The sequence below is a fragment of the Pararobbsia silviterrae genome, from assembly GCF_003628125.1.
GTDB lineage: Bacteria > Pseudomonadota > Gammaproteobacteria > Burkholderiales > Burkholderiaceae > Pararobbsia > Pararobbsia silviterrae.
In genome coordinates this window covers 192,173-211,716 of record NZ_RBZU01000003.1, presented here as the reverse complement: position 1 = coordinate 211,716, position 19,544 = coordinate 192,173, and the positions used below count along the sequence as shown (strand labels likewise).

The window sequence follows — 19,544 nt, the reverse complement described above, 5'->3', positions numbered from 1 at the left end:
CGCTCGATCGGGGCGCTCAGTCGCCCGGCAGTTCGGGCGCGGCCGTCGGCGCGCCGGTGTCGTTCGCCGTGTCGAAGCAGCCGCGATAGGTCGCGAAGAACGAGCAATAGATCATCGCGATCGTCGCGATGCTGAGCGGCGCGAGCACCATCAGCATGAGCAGCGGCGTGCCCGCGAGCTGAGCGACCTGCAGCCCGATGATGCCGAGCACGCCCTGCACGAGCGCCCAGCACAGCGCATAGACCGTGAAGGCCCAGCGATTGCGCCAGAGCGCCATCCAGCTGAAGAACAGCGCTTTCGCGGGCGGCACGTCGTGCCAGGCGACGAGCACGGGCGAAAACCACATGAGCACCGACACCGGCATATAGGCGATCGCGAAGACCGCGGCCGCGATCGCCATCTCGTTCGCATGCGCGAGCATCTCGGTCGGCTCGGGATCGATATTGAGCACGGCGCTTCGGAAGATCAGACCGCCGTCGGCGATCGCGGTCAGCGCGAACGCGCCGACGACGAGCACGAGGTTCACGACGCCGAGCGTCAGCAGATCGAGCGCGATGCGCCGGCCATGTTCTCGAAATCCGCTTGCGAGCACGGTCGGATAGACCGGCTTGCCGCCGATCGCGTTACGGCTCGCGACCATGAACCCGACCGAGATGCCGGGCGCGAACAGCATCGGCAGCAGCGTGCCGACGACGGGCACGAGCGATACCACGAGCCACGCGAACAGATATGCGATGAGCAGCATCATGAACGCGAGCGGATTGCGCCTGAACACCCAGATGCCCTGGCGGAACCATACGTAACCCGCTTTGGCGGGGACTTCAATCAGGCGCATGAGTCACACGGATACGCGTTGCGGAACGGGTTCACGACAGCGAACCGACCGAAGCGGATCCGATCCGGTCGGCAAGAATGCGTTCGAAATGGCCCGGATCGTGCGCCTTGAGCATCTCGGCCGCCCGGGGTTTATGGAAATCGTACAGCCGCGAGACCCAGAACCGGTACGCGGCGGCGCGCAGCATGTCGCGCCAGTGCCGCGTCTCGGCGTCGCCGAGCGGACGTACCGTCTGATAGGCGCGCACGAGCGCGTTCGCGCGCGTCTCGTCGAGTTCGCCGGTTGCGAGGTCGACACACCAGTCGTTGACCGTCACCGCGAGGTCGAACAGCCATTTGTCGGTGCCCGCGAAATAGAAATCGAAGAATCCGCCAAGCCGGTCACCGCCTTCGTCGCTGCCGTGCGCGAACAGCACGTTGTCGCGGAACAGATCGCAGTGGCAGGGCCCGCCGGGCAGCGACGCGTAGTCAGCCGATGCGAAGAAGGCGCGCTGATGCGCGAGTTCTTCGAGCAGCATGCGATGCGTGTCGCCTTCGACGAACGGCGCGATCTCGGGGACCACGTGTTCCCACCACGGCAGGCTGCGCAGATTCGGCTGGCTCGCCGCGAAGTCGCGGCCCGCGAGATGCATGCGCGCGAGCATCTGGCCGACTTCGGCGCAGTGGTGCGCGTTCGGCGCGAGCTCGGGCCGGCCAGTGAGCTTGGTCACGATCGTCGCGGGTTTGCCGTGCAGTTCGCCGAACAGACGTGCGTCGTCACGCACGACGGGGTCGGGCACGGGGACGCGATGGCCCGCGAGGTGCTGCATCAGATCGAGATAGAACGGCAGTTCGCGTGCCGTCAGCTTCTCGAAGATCGTGAGCACATAGTCGCCGCGCTCGGTCGTCAGAAAGAAGTTGCTGTTCTCGATGCCCGAGGCGATGCCCCGGAAATCGAGCACGGCGCCCAAGGAATAGTGCGTCAGGAACCCCGCGAGGTCTGCGTCGTTGACAGCGGTGAAGACAGCCATGCACTCAATAGGAGATATGGATTGACGGGAGTCGGCCCGTGCTGGGTCCGTTGCCGGAGTTCGGGATGTTCGGCGTGTTGTCCGGCGGCGGGGTCATCTGATAGCTCGTGCCGAAACCCGAGTGCACGTCGATCTCGGTCGGCTTGCCGCGGTCGCGATACTCGGTGATCTCGGTGCCGTCGCGTTCCTTCGTATGGAAGCTCGGCTGCCGCTGGTCCGTGAACTCGACCTTCGAGCTCGCGCTGCCATTGGCCGTGGGCGTGCGATTGATCTTGTCGAGATCCGGCAGACCCGCCTGCTCGTTCGGCGACAGATGCTCGGCGCTCGGCGCCGTGTTCGGCGGCCGCACTTCGGGCTGCGCGCTCGCGGCGTCGCCCGACGGCGGCGCGTCGACTTGGGGAGGGACGGCAAGCGAGTTGTCCTGACCGGGCGATGCCGCGGATACGGGAGTCGCGGCAAAGGCGAGCGATGCGCAGAGCGCGCCGGCTGCGACGAGGAGCGGCTTCATTGTGATTCTCCGTTCTGATGCGGCGATTCTAGCAAACCGAAGGGGCGGCCCGGCCAGGAATACCGAAATCGAGGCGATAATGCCCGAAGACAACCCAGAGTGATTGACGATGAGCCATAAGCCGTTCGAAACCGAACTGATCGCCGATCCCGCCGAAGCCGTGGCGCGCGCGACGACGATCTATGAAACGAACACCGCGGCATTGCGCGACGCATTCGCGCGTTATCGGCGCGGCGAGCAGTTCGATGGACGTATCCATGCGTACTATCCGTTCGTGCGCGTGCGTACCGATCTCAACGCGAACATCGATTCGCGCCATTCGTACGGCTTCGTGTCGGGCCCCGGGGTGTTCGAGACGACGTTGACGCGTCCCGACCTGTTCGGCGACTACTATCGCCAGCAACTGCGTCTGCTCGCCAAGAACCATCGGGTCGCGATCGAGGTCGGGCAGTCCGACCAGCCGATTCCCGTGCATTTCGCGTTCTCGGAAGGGATCCATCTCGAAGGCGATCTGAGTCCCGAGCGTCTGCGCATGATCCGCGACATCTTCGACGTGCCCGATCTCGCGGCGCTCGACGATCGTATCGTCAACGGCACCTACGAGCCGCCCGAAGGCGCGCCGCGGCCGCTCGCGCTGTTCACGGCCGCGCGCGTCGATTTTTCGCTGCACCGGCTGCGTCACTACACGGCGACTTCGCCGACGCATTTCCAGAACTACGTGCTTTATACGAACTATCAGTTCTATATCGACGAGTTCGTGAAGCTCGGTCTCAAGCTCATGGAGAAGACCGACGATCCCGTCGAGCGCGAATACCGGAGCCAGTATTCGGCGTTCGTCGAACCCGGCGACGTGACGACCTACAACGCGAACCTCAGCGGCGACGCCGGACACGGTTCGCCGCCCGCGCGCCTGCCGCAGATGCCGGCATACCACCTCAAGCGGACCGACGGCAGCGGCATCACGATGGTCAATATCGGCGTCGGGCCGTCGAACGCGAAGACGATCACCGATCACGTCGCGGTGCTGCGCCCGCATGCGTGGGTCATGCTCGGTCACTGCGCGGGCCTGCGCAACACGCAGCGTCTGGGAGACTACGTGCTCGCGCACGGCTATGTGCGCGAGGACCACGTGCTCGATGAAGATCTGCCGCTCTGGGTGCCCGTGCCGAACCTCGCCGAGATCCAGGTCGCGCTCGAACGCGCGGTCGCCGACGTCACGCGTCTCGAAGGGCCCGAACTCAAGCGCGTGATGCGCACGGGCACGGTCGCGAGCGTCGACAACCGGAACTGGGAATTGCGCGATCATCGCGAGCCGGTCATGCGGCTTTCACAAAGCCGCGCGATCGCGCTCGATATGGAAAGCGCGACGATCGCCGCGAACGGCTTCCGCTTCCGCGTGCCCTACGGCACCTTGCTCTGCGTATCGGACAAGCCGCTGCACGGCGAACTCAAGCTGCCGGGTATGGCCGATCAGTTCTATAGCGCCCAGGTCGGTCAGCATCTGCAGATCGGCGTGCGTGCGATGGAACTGCTGCGCGAGAACGGGCTCGCGAAGCTGCACAGCCGCAAGCTGCGGAGCTTCGCCGAAGTCGCGTTCCAGTAGGCCGCGGGCCGATCGGCGTTCGGGACGGGTCAAGCACCCGTTTCGACGCGCCGCGTGCATGGCACGCGGCGTACGCCGCTCAAGCACGTGTCGATCGCATGACGCGACCGACACCGCGCAACGCGCGCGCGTGTCGAAAGCCTCCGAAGTTTCAAAGGCCTCGACGTCCGACGGACTACAGATAGAACATCCGATCGTCGTCGCTCTTCGCGGGCACCTCGGTCGGCGCGCCGCGTTCTTCGTAGAATGCGAGCACGTGTTCGAGCACCTCGTCGGGATCGTCGGTCACCTTCATGAGATCGATGTCGTTCTCGCCGATCAGGCCCATCGGGATCAGGCTGCCCTTGAACCAGTCGAGCAGGCCTTCCCAGAACTTCGAACCGACGAGCACGATCGGCACGTGACGCGACTTCTTCGTCTGGATCAACGTAAGCACTTCGGCGAGCTCGTCGAGCGTGCCGAAGCCGCCGGGCATCACGATGACCGCGTCGGAATTCTTGACGAACGTGACCTTGCGCGTGAAGAAATGCCGGAATCGCAGTGAGATGTCCTGCCACGGATTGCCGTGCTGCTCGTGCGGCAATTCGATATTGAGACCGACCGACGGCGCCTTGCCCGCGTGCGCGCCTTTATTGGCGGCTTCCATGATGCCCGGGCCGCCGCCCGAGATCACCGCGAAGCCCGCGTCGGACAATTTTCGGGCAATCGTCGTCGTGAGCTTGTAGTACTCGGTGTTCGGTTTGATGCGTGCCGAACCGTAGATGCTGACAGCCGGACGGATCTCGGACAGGTACTCCGTCGCCTCGATGAACTCTGCCATAATCGTGAACATCTGCCACGACGCGCGGGCTTTCTTGGCTGTCGCTTTCTCTTGATCTGCGATCGACCGCAGACTCGGAATCACTTTTCTCTTGTTCATATGTCTGTGCAACCCAACCTGGACGGAAAGACCCTGTTATTGGTCGACGGCTCGAGCTATCTATATCGGGCCTACCACGCGATGCCGGACTTGCGCGGCCCGGAAGGCGAACCCACGGGTGCACTGTACGGCATGATCAATATGCTGCGGCGTCTGCGCAAAGAGTATGCGGCAGAGTATAGCGCGTGCATATTCGACGCTAAAGGAAAGACGTTTCGCGACGACATCTACGATCAGTACAAGGCGAACCGGCCGTCGATGCCCGAGGACCTCGCGCGTCAGATCGATCCGATCCACGTCGCCGTGCGCGCGCTCGGCTGGCCGCTCGTGATGGTCGAGGGCGTCGAGGCCGACGACGTCATCGGCACGCTCGCGCGGCGCGCCGAAGCGAACGGCATGAACGTCGTTGTCTCGACGGGCGACAAGGATCTCGCGCAGCTCGTGACCGAGCACGTGAAGCTCGTCAACACGATGAGCAACGAGACGCTCGATCCCGCCGGCGTGCTCGCGAAGTTCGGCGTGCCGCCGAATCGCATCATCGACTATCTGTCGTTGATCGGCGATACCGTCGACAACGTGCCCGGCGTCGACAAGTGCGGCCCGAAGACGGCGGTCAAATGGTTGACGGCTTACGATTCGCTCGACGGCGTGATCGAGCACGCGGGCGAGATCAAGGGCGCGGTCGGCGACAACCTGCGTCGCGCGCTTGACTTCCTGCCGACCGCGCGCCGCCTCGTGACCGTCGATACCGATTGCAATCTCGTGCCGCATGTCGAGACGATCGAGGCCTCGCTCGAGACGCGGTCCGAATCGACCGACGCGATGCGCGACGTCTACCGGCGTCATGGCTTCAAGACCTGGCTGCGCGAAGCCGAAGCCGCCGCGCACGGCAAGCAGGACGGCGCCGACGGCGCGCAGGGCAGTCTCGGACTCGGCGACGCGCCGGCCGAAGCGCTCGCGCCCGAACTCGATCTGCAGCCCGCGTCCGAGATCGTCAAGACGTACGAAGCGATCCAGACCTGGGACGCATTCGACGCATGGCTCGCGAAAATCGAAGCGGCCGACCTGACCGCGTTCGATACGGAGACGACGTCGCTCGAACCGATGCAGGCGCGGCTCGTCGGCATGTCGTTCTCGGTCAAGGCGGGCGAGGCCGCGTATCTGCCGCTCTCGCATCGGGGCCCCGACGCGCCCGACCAACTGCCGATCGACGACGTGCTCGCGCGGCTCAAGCCGTGGCTCGAACATCCCGAGCGGAAGAAAGTCGGCCAGAACCTCAAGTACGACGCGCATGTGCTCGCGAACCACGGCATCCGGCTCGCGGGCATCGTGCACGACACGATGCTCGAATCGTATGTCGTCGAGTCGCATCGCTCGCACGATATGGATGGTCTCGCGTTGCGCCATCTCGGCCTCAAGACGATCAAGTACGAGGACGTCTGCGGCAAGGGCGCGTCGCAGATCGGCTTCGATGAAGTGAGTGTCGAACGCGCGACCGAGTATGCGGCCGAGGACGCCGATATCACGCTGCGTCTGCACGAGTGCCTGTTTCCGCTCGTCAGGAAGGACGCCGGACTCGAGCGCGTCTATTCGACGATCGAGGTGCCGGTGTCGCGCGTGCTCTGGCAGATCGAGCGCAACGGCGTGCTGATCGACGCGCAGCGGCTCGAAGCGCAGAGCAGCGAGATCGGCGCGAAGCTCATCGATCTCGAGAAGCAGGCGTTCGAACTCGCGGAAGGCGAATTCAACCTGAACTCGCCGAAGCAGATCGGCGAGATTTTCTTCGAGAAGCTCAAGCTGCCCGTCGTCAAGAAGACGCCGAGCGGTTCGCCGTCGACCGATGAAGAGGTGCTTCAGAAGCTCGCCGAAGACTATCCGCTGCCCAAGCTGCTGCTCGATTACCGCGGCCTGTCGAAACTCAAGTCGACGTACACGGACAAGCTGCCGCGCATGATCAATGCCGCGACGGGCCGTGTGCATACGAACTATGCGCAGGCTGTCGCGGTCACGGGCCGGCTCGCGTCGAACGATCCGAATCTGCAGAACATTCCCGTGCGCACGCAGGAAGGACGCCGGATTCGCGAGGCCTTCGTCGCGCCGCCCGGAAGCCGTATCGTATCGGCCGACTATTCGCAGATCGAGCTGCGGATCATGGCGCATATCTCGGGCGACGCGAATCTGCTGCGCGCGTTCGCGGCTGGCGAGGATATCCATCGCGCGACGGCGGCCGAGATCTTCGGCGTGACGCCGCTCGAGGTCAGCGCTGACCAGCGGCGCGTCGCGAAGACGATCAATTTCGGCTTGATCTACGGCATGAGCGCGTTCGGACTCGCGTCGAATCTCGGCATCGCGCGCGACGCGGCGAAGCTCTATATCGATCGCTATTTCGCGCGTTATCCGGGCGTCGCCGCGTATATGGAAGAAACGCGTCAGAACGCGCGCGAGTACGGCTATGTCGAGACCGTGTTCGGCCGCCGGCTCTGGCTGCCCGAGATCAACGGCGGCAACGGTCCGCGCCGGCAGGCCGCCGAACGCGCGGCGATCAATGCGCCGATGCAGGGCACGGCCGCCGATCTGATCAAGCTCTCGATGATTGCCGTGCAGGACTGGCTGACGACCGCGCAGCGGCGCAGTCTGATGATCATGCAGGTCCATGACGAACTCGTGCTCGAAGTGCCCGACGCCGAGTTCGAGGAGGTGCGCGTCAAACTGCCCGAACTCATGTGCGGCGTGGCCGAACTCAAGGTGCCGCTCGTGGCCGAGCTCGGCTCGGGCATGAACTGGGAAGAAGCGCACTGACGTCGCGCAGCCTCGCAAGGCGCGCGATACGATGTCCGGCGCGCCTCGGACGTACGCGTTGCGGGCACGCAGGGCTGCCGCTGCAGCGCCGGCGCGATGGAGCGGATCTCGTCTCGGTCATACGGAGGGATAGCCATGCAGCGAATCGTGGTGGTGGGCGGCGGAGCGGGCGGTCTGGAACTGGTCACGCGGCTCGGTGACCGTCTCGGGTCGCGCAGGCGCGTGCCGCAGGCGGAAGTCGTGCTGGTCGACCGGTATCCGACGCATGTCTGGAAGCCGTTGCTGCACGAAGTCGCGGCGGGCAGCATGGATCCGTTCACGCATCAGCTCGAATACGCGGCGCAAGCGCGCTGGCATGGCTTCGAATTCCAGCAGGGCGAACTCACGGGCCTCGATCGCGCGCGTCGGGTTGTTCGTATCGGCGAGTTGCGCGACGAGGACGGCACGCTATTGCTCCCCGTGCGGGAGATTCCGTACGACACGCTCGTGCTCGCCGTCGGCAGTACGACCCATTTCTTCGGCGTGCCCGGCGCCGATCAATATGCCATCGCGCTGGATACCGTTGCGCAAGCCGAGCGCTTCCGGCGTCGACTCGTCGCGTTGTGCCTGCGCGCGCGGCATTGGCATGCGAGTCAGGAGCGCGTGCCGTCGGGCGACGGCGACGCCGGCTGGGAAGACGATACCGGCGCCGATTCGGCGCCGACGCGCGCGGACGTTCGCGCCGAACCGGACGCACGCGCGGGCGCCTCGGCAGCCGCCGGCGCGGCGCGCGCCTCGGATGCCTCGCCGCGTAGCGCCGAAGTGCGCGTCGCGATCGTCGGCGGCGGCGCGACCGGGGTCGAGCTGTCGGCCGAATTGCGCAATACCGCGCAGGTGCTCGCCGCGTACGGGCTCCACGATATCGATCCGCGGCACGATTTGTCGATCACCCTGGTCGAGGCGGGGCCGCGTCTGTTGCCGGCGTTGTCGGAGCGCTTGTCCGAGGAAACGCGCAAGCTGCTGACCGGGCTCGGTGTGAGCGTGATGCTCGACGCGCGCGTCGAAGCCGTTGTCGCCGACGGACTGCAGCTTGCCGGCGGCCTCCATGTGCCGGCCGATCTCGTCGTGTGGGCGGCCGGCATCAAGGCATCGCCGATGCTCGCGCAACTCGATGGGCTCGCGACGAACCGGCTCGGGCAGGTGCTCGTGCGTCCGACGCTGCAGACCGAGACCGACGACGCGGTGTTCGCGTTGGGCGACTGCGCGAGCTGCGCGTGGGGCACGTCCGAGCGGCGCGTGCCGCCGCGCGCGCAAGCCGCGCATCAGCAGGCGAGTTTTCTGTTCGAGGCGCTGTTGCGTCAGATGGACGGCAAGCCGCTCGGCGCCTTCGAGTACCGCGATCTGGGCTCGCTCGTCTCGCTCGGACGCTTCAGCGCGGTCGGCAGTCTGATGGGCGGGCTGATCGGCGGCAGCATGTTCGTCGAAGGCTTGTTCGCGCGCTTCATGTACATGTCGTTATACCGCCTGCATATCGCCGCCTTGCACGGCTATCCGCGCATGATGCTCGACGCGATCGCGCATTGGCTGCGTCGTTCGACGATGCCGCGCGTGAAACTGCACTGAGTCCCCGCGGTAGTTCCCCGCGGTGGTCCCTTGCGGTCGCCCCGTACGGTCACCCCGTGCGGTCGCACGCGTGCGTCGCGATCCGAAGACGTGGCATGCGCATCGTCCGATGCGCGTGTGCACCGCGTGGTCTGAACCTGCGTACCGGATGCGATGCCGCGGCGCCGCTCAGGGATTCGGCCCCGTCGCGACGGGGCGCGTCGTCTCGGCCGACCACTCGCTCCACGAACCGCCATAGAGCGCGGCGCCGTGCAGCCCCGCGACTTCCATCGCGAGCAGGTTATGACACGCCGTGACACCCGATCCGCATTGCATGACCGCGCGCTCGGGCGAACCCGTGCCGAGGACGTCGTGGAATTCGTCTCGCAGCGTGTGAGCGGGCTTGAAGCGGCCGTCGCTTTGCAGATTGTCCTTGAACGGCCGGTTCCGCGCGCCCGGGATATGTCCACCGACGCGGTCGATCGTCTCGTTTTCGCCGCGATACCGATCGGCCGCGCGCGCATCGACGACGAGGTGTTCGTGCGTGCTCAGATTGCGCTCGATGCCCGTGACGTCGATCGTGACGGCCAGCGGCGCGCGATGCGAGAACGCACGCGCGGTCTCGGCGGGCACGTCGGTCGACAGCGCGAGACCGGCCCGCGTCCACGCGTCGAGGCCGCCGTCGAGCACCGCGGCCGAGTCGTGGCCGAGCCAGCGCAGCAGCCACCAGAGGCGGGCCGCGTACATGCCGCCGTGCGCGTCGTAGGCGACGATCTGGACGTCGTTGGTCATGCCGCGATCGCCGAAGTGCCGCGCGAGCGCGTGGCGGTCGGGCAGCGGGTGACGTCCGTTCTTGCCGCTCTTCGGGCCCGATAGATCGGTGTCGAGATGGAAATAGCGGGCGCCGGGCAGATGGCCCGCCGCAAAGGCGCGTTCGCCGGCGGCCGTGTCCGCGAGATCGAACCGGCAGTCGGCGAGATAGACCGAGTCGGGCGCGGCGGCGAGCCGCTCGGCGAGATTGGACGCGGAAATCAGGGTGGTGAAATGCGAGTGCGACATGGCGACCTCTATGGCGACCTTGTGTGGGGTTGGCGCGTATCGGGGCGGTGGGGCGCGGTGGGGCGACGAGGCGCCGACGTTTCTGCGCCTGCGATGCGGCGGCCGGTTCGGTGATGATGTCACAGCTTGGGATCGACGGCGCGCGCCGCGTGCGTGCGCGTCGGTCGGACGAACCGGCGCGAGATGAAAAAAGGACTGTCCGAGGACAGTCCTTTCGCACGTTCGATGACGGCGCGCGGGGCGCCCGATCACGCCTCAGATTGCGGCGCCGGCCGCCTCCATCTCGCGGCGGTAGAACTCGTGGAAGTGCTGCATGCCGTCTTCCATCGGGCTCTGGTACGGACCGACCTGCGACTCGCCGCGCATCATCAGCGCGTGACGGCCCGCATCCATGCGCTCGGCGATCTCGTCGTCCTCGCGCGCGGTTTCCATATACGCGGCGCGTTCGGCCTCGACGAACTCGCGCTCGAACAGCGCGATTTCCTCGGGGTAGTAGAACTCGACGATATTCGTCGTCTTCTGCGGTCCGCGCGGGATCAGCCACGACACGACGAGCACATGCGGATACCACTCGATCATGAGGCCCGGGTAATACACCATCCAGATCGCCCCGAACTCGGGCGGCGTGCCCTCGCGGAACTTGAGCACGGCGTCGTGCCATTTCCGGTAGGTCGGGCTGCCGGGCTTCGCGAGATCCTGGTGCACGCCCACGGTCTGCACGCTGTACCAGTCGCCGAACTCCCAGCGCAGATCGTCGCACGAGACGAAGCTGCCGAGGCCCGGATGGAAGGGCACGACGTGATAGTCCTCGAGGTAGACCTCGATGAACGTCTTCCAGTTGTAGTCGCAGTCATGCACTTCGGCGTGATCGAACCGGAAGTCCGAAAAGTCGAAGTGATGGCGCGTCCCGAGATTCGCGAGATCGCGCGCGACGTTGCGGCCCGATTGCTCGAACAGCAAGCCTTGCCAGTTCTGCAGACGCGTGCGTCCGAGATCGAGGCACGGATTGTCGGGAAAGTGCGGCGCGCCGAGCAACTGACCTTCGAGGTCGTACGTCCAGCGGTGCAGCGGACACACGATGTTCTGCGTATGGCCGCGCCCGTTGAGCATGATCGCCTGACGATGGCGGCACACATTGGACAGCAGTTCGATGGAGTCCGCATTGCGAACGAGTACGCGCCCTTCGGCCTCGCTGGGCAGTGCGTAGTAGTCGCCGGCTTCCGGCACCATCAATTCGTGACCGATATAGCGCGGTCCGCGCTTGAACAACGTTTCGATCTCCTGGTCAAGCAGGGCGGGATCGAAATATGCCGTGACCGGCAACTGGCTCTGAATGGACTTAAGCTGAACAGCAGTGCTCAGATTGGACATTCCCACTCCCAAATGCGCGAAAGCAGTGAACAACCCAACCATCGAATACTCGATTTGGGGAAACCGGCGATTATACCTGCGCGGGCTCGTTTGGGGGGATTGTTTAGGTATTCAGTTTGAGTTAAGTCCCTGATTTCGTCGGGAAAATGCCCGCACGTCGGTCGACCGGGCAGGGTCCGTGGGGCGGAACCGCGCTGTTTTACCGTAGAATGACGGACTTGGCCGTAATCTCACTAACTAACATGGCGAACACCGCTACCCCGAATCGATCCGAAGCGCCCGCCGGCACGGGCATCGGCGCTTCGGCCGCGACCCCCACGACCGGCGAACAGCCGGTGAGCTACGAGGCGGCTGTGGCCGAACTCGAGACGCTCGTCGCGCAAATGGAAGGCGGTGCGCTGTCGCTCGAGGATTCATTGAGCGCCTACCGCCGCGGCTCGCAACTGGTCTCGTTCTGCCAGCAACAACTGGAGAAGGTCGAGCAGCAGGTGCGGGTTCTCGATGGCGAAGTCCTCAAACCCTTGGCGACCGATGAGGACGATGCATGAATTTCAACGAATGGACTCGCGCGGTGCTCGCGCGGACCGAGGCCGCGCTCGACGCGCGCTTGCCGTCGGCCGAGATCGAGCCCCGGCGTCTGCATGACGCGATGCGGTACACGACGCTCGGCGGCGGCAAACGCGTGCGGCCGCTGCTCGTGCACGCGGCCGGGCTGCTGACGGGCGCGTCGCCGCAGGCGCTCGACGCCGCGGCGGCGGCGATCGAGATGATCCACGTCTATTCGCTCGTGCACGACGACATGCCCGCGATGGACGATGACTCGATGCGCCGCGGCAAGCCGACCGTCCACGTCCAATATGACGAAGCCACGGCGTTGCTCGTCGGCGACGCGTTGCAATCGCAGGCCTTTATCGCGCTCAGCGAAGCGCCCGTCGCCGCGGCGCGCAAGGCCGCGCTGCTGCGCGAGCTCGCGCTTGCGAGCGGCTCGCTCGGCATGGCCGGCGGGCAGGCGATCGATCTCGCGAGCGTCGGCGTCGCGCTCGACCGCGTGTCGCTCGAAAAGATGCATCGGATGAAGACGGGCGCGCTGCTGCGCGCCGCGGTCCGCATGGGCGCTCTGTGCGGCGACGATGCGCCCGAAAGCCTCGATGCAGGCGCGGCGGCGGCGTCGATCGGCAAAACAGACGGAGACGCGGGCGGCGCGGCCGTGGCCGATCAGGTCGATGCACGGACGCTCGCGGCCGGTATCGAGCGATATAGCGCGGCGGTCGGTCTCGCGTTTCAGGTCGTCGACGACATTCTCGACGTGACGGCCGATTCGGCGACGCTCGGCAAGACGGCCGGCAAGGACGAGAAGGACAACAAACCGACCTACGTATCGCTGCTCGGACTCGACGAGGCGCGCGCGCTCGCGCGTCAGTTGCAGGCCGACGCGCACGCGGCGCTGGCTCCGTTCGGCGAACGCGCCGAACGGCTCGCGCAGCTTGCCGACCTCGTGGTCGAACGCGCGAACTAAAAGCCAGACGGTCTTGGACCGCCGAAGATTCCTGGAAGCGAACAACGATGTACGACTTGCTCAAAACCATCGACGACCCCGTCGCACTGCGAAAGCTGGACCGCCGTGACCTGACGCCGCTCGCCGAAGAACTGCGCGCTTTCCTGCTCGAAAGCGTGGCACAAACCGGCGGGCACCTGTCGTCGAATCTCGGCACGGTCGAGCTCACGATCGCCCTCCACTATGTGTTCGACACGCCCAACGATCGGATCGTCTGGGACGTCGGTCATCAGACCTACCCGCACAAGATCCTGACGGGCCGTCGCGAGCGCATGCATACGCTGCGTCAGGCCGGCGGCATTTCGGGCTTTCCGCGTCGCGACGAGTCGCAGTTCGACACGTTCGGCACGGCGCACTCGAGCACGTCGATCTCGGCCGCGCTCGGCATGGCGCATGCGTCGAAGATCAAGGGCGAATCGCGCTTTTCGATCGCCGTGATCGGCGACGGCGCGATGACCGCGGGCATGGCGTTCGAGGCGCTGAACAACGGCGGTGTCGCCGACGATCTGCCGCTGCTCGTCGTGCTCAACGACAACGATATGTCGATCTCGCCGCCGGTCGGCGCGCTGAACCGCTACCTCGCGCGACTCATGTCGGGCCGCTTCTACGCGGCCGCGAAGAAGGGCGTCGAGCGCGTGTTGAGCGTCGCGCCGCCCGTGCTCGAACTCGCGCGCCGTATCGAGGAGCACGCGAAGGGCATGGTCGTGCCGGCGACGATGTTCGAGGAATTCGGCTTCAACTACATCGGGCCGATCGACGGCCACGATCTCGAATCGTTGATCCCGACGCTGCAGAACATCAAGGAACTCAAGGGGCCCCAGTTCCTGCACGTGGTCACGAAGAAGGGGCAGGGCTACAAGCTTGCGGAAGCCGACCCCGTGCTTTACCACGGCGCGAGCAAGTTCAATCCCGTCGAAGGGATCAAGCCGTCGAAGCCGGGCCGCAAGACGTACACGCAGGTCTTCGGCGAATGGCTCTGCGATGCGGCCGAGCTTGATCCGCGCGTGGTGGGCATCACGCCCGCGATGCGCGAAGGCTCGGGAATGGTCGAATTCGAGCAGCGCTATCCCGAGCGCTATTTCGACGTCGGCATCGCCGAACAGCATGCCGTAACGTTCGCGGGCGGCCTCGCGACCGAGGGGCTCAAGCCCGTCGTCGCGATCTATTCGACGTTCCTCCAGCGCGGGTATGACCAGCTGATTCACGACGTCGCGCTGCAGAATCTGCCGGTGCTGTTCGCGATCGACCGCGCGGGCCTCGTCGGCGCGGATGGCGCGACGCACGCGGGCGTCTACGACATCGCCTATCTGCGCTGCGTCCCGAACATGACCGTCATGGCGCCGGCCGATGAAAACGAATGCCGCCAGATGCTGCATACGGGCTTGTCGATCGAGGGGCCGACGGCGGTGCGTTATCCGCGCGGCGCGGGGACGGGCGTCGAGACGGTCAAGCATCTTGCGGCGCTGCCCGTCGGCAAGGGTGTCGTCGTGCGCGAGTCGGCCAAGCCGGCCGGTCACCGGATCGCGATTCTCGCGTTCGGCACGATGGTCGCGCCGAGTATCGAGGCCGGTCACGCCCTGGATGCGACCGTCGCGAACATGCGCTTCGTCAAGCCGATCGATCATGCGCTGATCCGCGAACTCGCGGCGACGCACGATGTGCTCGTGACCGTCGAGGAAGGCTGCGTGATGGGCGGAGCGGGCAGCGCGTGCGTCGAAAGCCTGCTCGAGAGTGGCTTGAATCGCCCGGTGCTTCAGTTGGGCTTGCCCGACACGTTCATCGATCACGGCGATCCCGCGAAGCTGTTGTCGGCCTGCGGTCTCGACGCGAACGGCATTGCCGCGTCGATCCGTCAGCGTTTCTTTGCCAGCGAGACGGGCGACAAGAGCAGCGTCGCGAAGCTCGTCGCTTGAACGAGGGATCGGGACGGCGGACTCGCCGTTCTCGATCGCGCGGTTTTCGATCGCGTATTTGTCGATTTATATCGCACCCCGAACATTGGACGCAGGTCCGATCTTCGGGGTGTTGTCTTTTTGGGGCGATGCGCGTCGACGCGCATCGTGAGGCGTCGAGCTTGTTGCCGCGCGTCGGCTACTGCGTCGCGAGCGTGCTCAGATCCCAGCGTGGTTTGACGGTGAACGCATAGGCGTGCTGCGCTTGCTCGGGCCAGCGCGCGAGGCGCAACGCGCCCGCGAGCGCGATCATCGCGCCGTTGTCCGTGCAGAGCGCGAGGTCGGGATAATGCACGGCGAAGCCGCGCCGCTTCGCGGCGGCATTCAGGGCCTCGCGTAGCTGACGGTTCGCGCCGACGCCGCCCGCGACGACGAGCCGCTTGAGCCGCGTCTGCTTGAGCGCCGCAATCGCCTTGGCCGCGAGCACGTCGACGGCCGCGTCGACGAATCCGCGCGCGATATCGGCCTTGTCCTGTTCGCAGACGTTCGCGCCGAGCTTGCGCACGGCCGTCAGCACGGCGGTCTTGAGTCCGCTGAAGCTGAAGTCGAGATCGCCTGAATGCAGCATCGGCCGAGGGAGCACGACCGCGCCAGGCGTGCCGAATTCGGCGAGCCGCGACACTTCGGGGCCGCCCGGATAGCCGAGTCCCAGCAATTTGGCCGTCTTGTCGAATGCTTCGCCCGCGGCGTCGTCGAGCGTTTCGCCGAGCGTTTCGTATTGGCCGACGTCGGTCACGCGCATCAACTGCGTGTGACCGCCCGAGACGAGCAAGGCGACGAACGGAAACGCGGGCGGCGCGTCGACGAGCAGCGGCGACAGCAGATGGCCTTCGAGATGATGAATGCCGATCACGGGTTTGCGCAGTGCAAGCGCAAGCCCGTTCGCGATGCTCGCGCCGACGAGCAGCGCGCCCGCGAGTCCCGGGCCTTGCGTGAACGCGATCGCATCGACGTCCGCGAGGGCGCGGTTCGATTGATCGAGCACCTGTTCGAGCAGCGGCAGCGCGCGGCGGATGTGGTCGCGCGACGCGAGCTCGGGGACGACGCCGCCGTATTCGCGATGCATCGCGATCTGCGAGTGCAGCGCGTGGGCGAGCAAGCCGCGCTCGGTGTCGTAGAGCGCGAGGCCGGTTTCATCGCAGGAGCTTTCGAGGCCGAGGACAAGCATGGAGGGGATGGGCGCGCGGCGCGCGGAAGTGCGTGTTGCAAAGGCGTCATTATAGTCGGGCGGCGCGCGGCTCGAGCCGCGAGGGTTCGCCGTCGATGCGAGCGGCGCCGCGGTGCGCACGTGCCGTTGCGACGACGCGGCGGCGCGCATGCACGAAGGTTCAGCTTGGCGATCGAAGGCTCGAAAGCCATCGCGATATCCGGACGTGGGCGCGCCAGCCGCGGGCGGGGCGATCCGGCAGTTGAACGCGCTCGTAGCGTCCCTCGCCGCCGTCGAGGTAACGCACGCGGCCGGTATGCGCGACGCACCGCGCGACATCCAGGCCTTCGACGCCTGCCGATCTCAGCGCGTCGATCCATGTCTGCCAAGGCGCCTGGTCGAGCGCGACGTCGCGCTGGATCACGCTTCGCGCCATCGTGACGCCCGTAAGGCGGGCCTGCGCGAAGGACGGATTGAAGACATGCGCGTCGTCCATATTCGAATGGCTGAGGTCGAGGGCGTCGAAGACGGGGCGATGCACGGGGCCCTGGATGCGCGAAAACGTCCAGTTGATGTCGGGCGTCCACGCGCCGAGGGTGTGCGTGTTGCAGTAGCCGTACTTGAACCAGCGACGCACGAAATCATCGCTCGTCAAAGCGCGGCGGCTGTCGCGAATCAGCGTCGCATCGTCGGCGCGCGGTCTCAGGCGCCGGCGCATTTCGATGTGATAGTTGTGGAACCGTTCGTGGACGACCGTCCGATACGGACCGGTCGAGAGGCCCGCCGCATGCATGACGCCCGCATCGACGAGTTGTACGAGCGTGCGCTCGCGTTCAGGCGTGGCCACGAGATCGAGAAACGCGAGCTGCTGTGCGTCGTTCAGGCGCGACGCGCGCGGGCGTCCGGCGGGATTGCCGCGCAGCAGCGCGAGCGCGTGCGGTACGTCGAGACCGACCTTTTCCGCGAGCGTGGCGACGCGTGCCCGGGCGAGGTCGATGAAAGGCGAGGTCGACGGGGCATCGAGGTCGGCGGGCAGCGCGTCGAAGTAGGTTTGCAGTGCGCACGACGCGCTCCACGACTCGAAATGATCGAGATCGGCGATGCGCATCGCGCGTGCGGCGAGCGATTCGGTGTCGTGCCGATCGCGCCATGTCTGGAGCGCGAGCGGATCGAGATGCGAGAGTGCGACGAGCCGAGACAGGCTCGGTGCGGACGCGTCGTCGACACGCATCAGGGCGATCGGACGTGCTCGGGGCGTCCAGAGACGGGCCAGCGGACCGGTGTGTGGGGGCGTGCGCATATCGAAGTCGGCGTGATTGACCCGAGGCAGCATCCGCCGCGATGTCGCGATCGGATACGACGATTCCGCCCACATCCACATCCACATCCACATCCACATCCACATCCACATCCACATCCACATCCACATCCACATCCACATCCACATCCACATCCACATCCACATCCGCGAGCACGAGCACGAGCGTGCACGGTCGATCAGCGACCTGAGCACTGAGAGCGGCAAACGGCAAACGGCGAGCCGGCCGCGCGGCCACGTACAATCGCGCCCATGGAAAATTTTGACGTAGCCGTGATCGGCGCCGGGGCCGCCGGCATGATGTGCGCGGCGGTCGCCGGACAGCGGGGCTTGCGCGTGGTGCTGATCGACCACGCAACGCGTCTCGCCGAAAAGATCCGGATCTCGGGCGGCGGACGCTGCAATTTCACGAACCGCGATGCGGGTCCCGCGAACTATCTGTCCGACAATCCGCGCTTTTGCAGGTCGGCGCTCGCGCGTTACACGCCGCAGGACTTCGTCGCGCTCGTCAAACGGCATCGGATCGCGTTTCACGAAAAGCACAAGGGCCAGTTGTTCTGCGACGCGTCGAGCGAGCAGATCATCGACATGCTCGTCGCCGAGTGCGAGGCAGGGCGTGTCCAATGGCGCCGGCCCGTGCAGGTGCACGAGGTGCGCCGCGGGGCGTCCTTCTCGATCTCGACGAGCGCCGGCGAGATCGAGGCGCGCGCGCTCGTTGTCGCGACGGGCGGTCTGTCGATTCCGAAGATCGGCGCGACCGATTTCGCCTATGCGCTCGCGCGCCAGTTCGGTCTCGAGATCGTCGAGCCGCGGCCCGCGCTTGTCCCGCTGACGTTTACGACGTCGGGCTGGGACCCGTTTGCCGCGCTGTCCGGACTTGCGCTCGAGGCGAGCGTCTCGACGGGGGCGGGCAAGTCGCGCGGCGAGTTTCTCGAGGATCTGCTGCTCACGCATCGCGGGCTCTCCGGACCGGCGATTCTGCAGATCTCGAGCTTCTGGTCGCTCGGACAGCCGTTGAACATCGATCTGTTGCCGGCGTTCGATGCGGTCGAGTGGCTGCTTGCTGCGAAACCGGGCTCGAAAAAGCAACTCGTGACCCAACTTTCGGAAAAGCTGCCGGGGCGGCTCGCCGAGACGTGGGCGCAGGTGCATGGCGTGACGCCTCAGACGCGTCTCGCGGATTTGCCCGATCGGCAGATCCGCGCGCTTGGCGAAGGGCTCAATCGCTGGACGATCACGCCCGCCGGGACCGAGGGGTGGCGCAAGGCGGAGGTCACGGGCGGCGGCGTCTCGACATCCGAACTTTCGTCGGCGAGCCTCGAGGCCAAGCGCGTGCCGGGCCTGCATTTCATCGGCGAGGCCGTCGACGTCACGGGCTGGCTCGGCGGCTACAACTTCCAATGGGCTTGGGCATCGGCCGTCGCCGCGGCTCAGGCGCTCGCCGAGCGGCAATGAGCGGGCGGTTCGGCAAAAATGACCGTTTGCCGCGGTGGGAAATCGAAAAGTCCTGTGCTACACTCGTGGGCCCTCGGATTGTCTACTTGCCCCGACCGAATCATGACCATCATTCGCCTCAAAGAGAACGAGCCGTTCGAAGTCGCGATGCGTCGTTTCAAACGTACGATTGAAAAGAACGGTCTGCTGACCGATCTGCGTGCGCGGGAGTTTTACGAAAAGCCGACATCCGAGCGCAAGCGCAAGAAGGCAGCAGCGGTCAAGCGTCACTTCAAGACGCTGCGCGGCCAGATGCTTCCGAAGAAACTCTATTGATCGGCCGCGCCCGCCGGGTCGGGCGCGTACCGCGAAACCCGCTTTCGGACCTTCCGAGGCGGGTTTTTGTGTTTCGCATGACGGCGCGCCGCGCACGCGCGAGCGAAGTGTGAATTAA

General features: G+C 65.8%; 17 protein-coding genes. 9 read left to right on the top strand and 8 right to left on the bottom strand.

From position 1 onward, the window contains the following. Positions 1 to 16: 16 nt before the first annotated feature. From D7S86_RS09095 to D7S86_RS09085, 3 genes are read right to left on the bottom strand one after another with little or no spacing between them, the layout of a single operon-like run. Positions 17 to 835 (bottom strand): BPSS1780 family membrane protein, encoded by an 819-nt coding sequence (locus D7S86_RS09095; RefSeq protein WP_121085585.1) that lies wholly within the window; start codon positions 833 to 835, stop codon positions 17 to 19. Positions 836 to 866: 31 nt separating this feature from the next. Further along, on the bottom strand, positions 867 to 1,844 hold the full coding sequence (locus tag D7S86_RS09090) for a homoserine kinase (RefSeq protein ID WP_121085583.1): 978 nt from the start codon (positions 1,842 to 1,844) through the stop codon (positions 867 to 869). Positions 1,845 to 1,848: 4 nt separating this feature from the next. Continuing rightward, positions 1,849 to 2,352 (bottom strand): hypothetical protein, encoded by a 504-nt coding sequence (locus D7S86_RS09085; protein WP_240648056.1) that lies wholly within the window; start codon positions 2,350 to 2,352, stop codon positions 1,849 to 1,851. Positions 2,353 to 2,461: 109 nt separating this feature from the next. On the opposite strand from D7S86_RS09085, the gene D7S86_RS09080 reads away from it, so the two are divergent. Continuing rightward, positions 2,462 to 3,955: an AMP nucleosidase gene (locus D7S86_RS09080; protein WP_121086084.1), complete on the top strand. Its 1,494-nt coding sequence runs from the start codon at positions 2,462 to 2,464 to the stop codon at positions 3,953 to 3,955. Positions 3,956 to 4,130: 175 nt separating this feature from the next. Here the strand turns inward: D7S86_RS09080 and D7S86_RS09075 are convergent, their stop codons facing one another. Continuing rightward, entirely contained in the window at positions 4,131 to 4,874 is a 744-nt protein-coding gene (locus D7S86_RS09075; protein ID WP_121085581.1) for an LOG family protein, read from the bottom strand. Here D7S86_RS09075 and polA point away from each other — a divergent pair, their 5' ends adjacent. After that, a complete protein-coding gene (polA, locus tag D7S86_RS09070) occupies positions 4,875 to 7,673 on the top strand; it encodes a DNA polymerase I (protein ID WP_121085579.1) in 2,799 nt (932 codons plus the stop codon). Between the two features lie 135 nt (positions 7,674 to 7,808). After that, on the top strand, positions 7,809 to 9,275 hold the full coding sequence (locus D7S86_RS09065; RefSeq protein ID WP_121085577.1) for an NAD(P)/FAD-dependent oxidoreductase: 1,467 nt from the start codon (positions 7,809 to 7,811) through the stop codon (positions 9,273 to 9,275). Between the two features lie 168 nt (positions 9,276 to 9,443). On the opposite strand, the gene D7S86_RS09060 is transcribed toward D7S86_RS09065, so the two are convergent. Both D7S86_RS09060 and D7S86_RS09055 read right to left on the bottom strand, forming a co-directional pair. Further along, complete coding sequence (locus D7S86_RS09060; RefSeq protein ID WP_121085575.1) at positions 9,444 to 10,313, bottom strand: sulfurtransferase; 870 nt, start codon at positions 10,311 to 10,313, stop codon at positions 9,444 to 9,446. A 255-nt stretch (positions 10,314 to 10,568) separates the two neighbouring features. Next, a complete protein-coding gene (locus D7S86_RS09055; protein ID WP_121085573.1) occupies positions 10,569 to 11,684 on the bottom strand; it encodes an aromatic ring-hydroxylating oxygenase subunit alpha in 1,116 nt (371 codons plus the stop codon). A 242-nt stretch (positions 11,685 to 11,926) separates the two neighbouring features. Here D7S86_RS09055 and D7S86_RS09050 point away from each other — a divergent pair, with 242 nt between their 5' ends. Genes D7S86_RS09050 through dxs form a run of 3 tightly spaced genes read left to right on the top strand, consistent with a single transcriptional unit; the run spans position 11,927 to position 15,152 of the window. Continuing rightward, positions 11,927 to 12,232, top strand: coding sequence for an exodeoxyribonuclease VII small subunit (locus D7S86_RS09050; RefSeq protein ID WP_121085571.1), 306 nt, complete (start codon positions 11,927 to 11,929; stop codon positions 12,230 to 12,232). Beyond that, positions 12,229 to 13,200 carry a polyprenyl synthetase family protein gene (locus D7S86_RS09045; protein ID WP_121085569.1) on the top strand — a complete coding sequence of 324 codons (972 nt, stop codon included), beginning with the start codon at positions 12,229 to 12,231 and terminating at the stop codon, positions 13,198 to 13,200. The genes D7S86_RS09050 and D7S86_RS09045 overlap by 4 nt, the downstream gene beginning before the upstream one ends. A gap of 47 nt (positions 13,201 to 13,247) precedes the next feature. Continuing rightward, positions 13,248 to 15,152, top strand: a complete 1,905-nt coding sequence (gene dxs, locus D7S86_RS09040; RefSeq protein WP_121085567.1) for a 1-deoxy-D-xylulose-5-phosphate synthase — start codon at positions 13,248 to 13,250, stop codon at positions 15,150 to 15,152. A 178-nt stretch (positions 15,153 to 15,330) separates the two neighbouring features. Here dxs and tsaD read toward each other — a convergent pair whose 3' ends face one another. Both tsaD and D7S86_RS29480 read right to left on the bottom strand, forming a co-directional pair. Further along, entirely contained in the window at positions 15,331 to 16,359 is a 1,029-nt protein-coding gene (tsaD, locus tag D7S86_RS09035; RefSeq protein WP_121086082.1) for a tRNA (adenosine(37)-N6)-threonylcarbamoyltransferase complex transferase subunit TsaD, read from the bottom strand. Between the two features lie 160 nt (positions 16,360 to 16,519). Further along, positions 16,520 to 17,569 carry a hypothetical protein gene (locus tag D7S86_RS29480; protein ID WP_158601908.1) on the bottom strand — a complete coding sequence of 350 codons (1,050 nt, stop codon included), beginning with the start codon at positions 17,567 to 17,569 and terminating at the stop codon, positions 16,520 to 16,522. Positions 17,570 to 17,654: 85 nt separating this feature from the next. Here D7S86_RS29480 and D7S86_RS29930 point away from each other — a divergent pair, with 85 nt between their 5' ends. From D7S86_RS29930 to rpsU, 3 genes are all read left to right on the top strand, one after another. Further along, positions 17,655 to 17,927 (top strand): hypothetical protein, encoded by a 273-nt coding sequence (locus D7S86_RS29930; protein ID WP_158601907.1) that lies wholly within the window; start codon positions 17,655 to 17,657, stop codon positions 17,925 to 17,927. Further along, positions 17,909 to 19,111 (top strand): BaiN/RdsA family NAD(P)/FAD-dependent oxidoreductase, encoded by a 1,203-nt coding sequence (locus D7S86_RS09025; RefSeq protein WP_121085565.1) that lies wholly within the window; start codon positions 17,909 to 17,911, stop codon positions 19,109 to 19,111. Before D7S86_RS29930 ends, D7S86_RS09025 begins: the two co-directional genes overlap by 19 nt. 102 nt (positions 19,112 to 19,213) lie before the next feature. Then, positions 19,214 to 19,426, top strand: a complete 213-nt coding sequence (rpsU, locus tag D7S86_RS09020) for a 30S ribosomal protein S21 (protein ID WP_121085563.1) — start codon at positions 19,214 to 19,216, stop codon at positions 19,424 to 19,426. Positions 19,427 to 19,544 lie beyond the last annotated feature (118 nt).

Bases quoted from the DNA above. Each gene is read 5' to 3' on its own strand.
- D7S86_RS09050 (WP_121085571.1), top strand. From the start codon at position 11,927: ATGGCGAACACCGCTACCCCGAATCGATCCGAAGCGCCCGCCGGCACG.
- D7S86_RS09045 (WP_121085569.1), top strand. From the start codon at position 12,229: ATGAATTTCAACGAATGGACTCGCGCGGTGCTCGCGCGGACCGAGGCC.
- D7S86_RS09075 (WP_121085581.1), bottom strand. From the start codon at position 4,874: ATGAACAAGAGAAAAGTGATTCCGAGTCTGCGGTCGATCGCAGATCAA.
- D7S86_RS09080 (WP_121086084.1), top strand. From the start codon at position 2,462: ATGAGCCATAAGCCGTTCGAAACCGAACTGATCGCCGATCCCGCCGAA.
- tsaD (WP_121086082.1), bottom strand. From the start codon at position 16,359: ATGCTTGTCCTCGGCCTCGAAAGCTCCTGCGATGAAACCGGCCTCGCG.
- D7S86_RS09085 (WP_240648056.1), bottom strand. From the start codon at position 2,352: ATGAAGCCGCTCCTCGTCGCAGCCGGCGCGCTCTGCGCATCGCTCGCC.
- D7S86_RS09025 (WP_121085565.1), top strand. From the start codon at position 17,909: ATGGAAAATTTTGACGTAGCCGTGATCGGCGCCGGGGCCGCCGGCATG.
- D7S86_RS09090 (WP_121085583.1), bottom strand. From the start codon at position 1,844: ATGGCTGTCTTCACCGCTGTCAACGACGCAGACCTCGCGGGGTTCCTG.
- D7S86_RS09055 (WP_121085573.1), bottom strand. From the start codon at position 11,684: ATGTCCAATCTGAGCACTGCTGTTCAGCTTAAGTCCATTCAGAGCCAG.
- D7S86_RS09095 (WP_121085585.1), bottom strand. From the start codon at position 835: ATGCGCCTGATTGAAGTCCCCGCCAAAGCGGGTTACGTATGGTTCCGC.
- rpsU (WP_121085563.1), top strand. From the start codon at position 19,214: ATGACCATCATTCGCCTCAAAGAGAACGAGCCGTTCGAAGTCGCGATG.
- D7S86_RS09065 (WP_121085577.1), top strand. From the start codon at position 7,809: ATGCAGCGAATCGTGGTGGTGGGCGGCGGAGCGGGCGGTCTGGAACTG.
- dxs (WP_121085567.1), top strand. From the start codon at position 13,248: ATGTACGACTTGCTCAAAACCATCGACGACCCCGTCGCACTGCGAAAG.
- D7S86_RS29480 (WP_158601908.1), bottom strand. From the start codon at position 17,569: ATGCGTGTCGACGACGCGTCCGCACCGAGCCTGTCTCGGCTCGTCGCA.
- D7S86_RS09060 (WP_121085575.1), bottom strand. From the start codon at position 10,313: ATGTCGCACTCGCATTTCACCACCCTGATTTCCGCGTCCAATCTCGCC.
- polA (WP_121085579.1), top strand. From the start codon at position 4,875: ATGTCTGTGCAACCCAACCTGGACGGAAAGACCCTGTTATTGGTCGAC.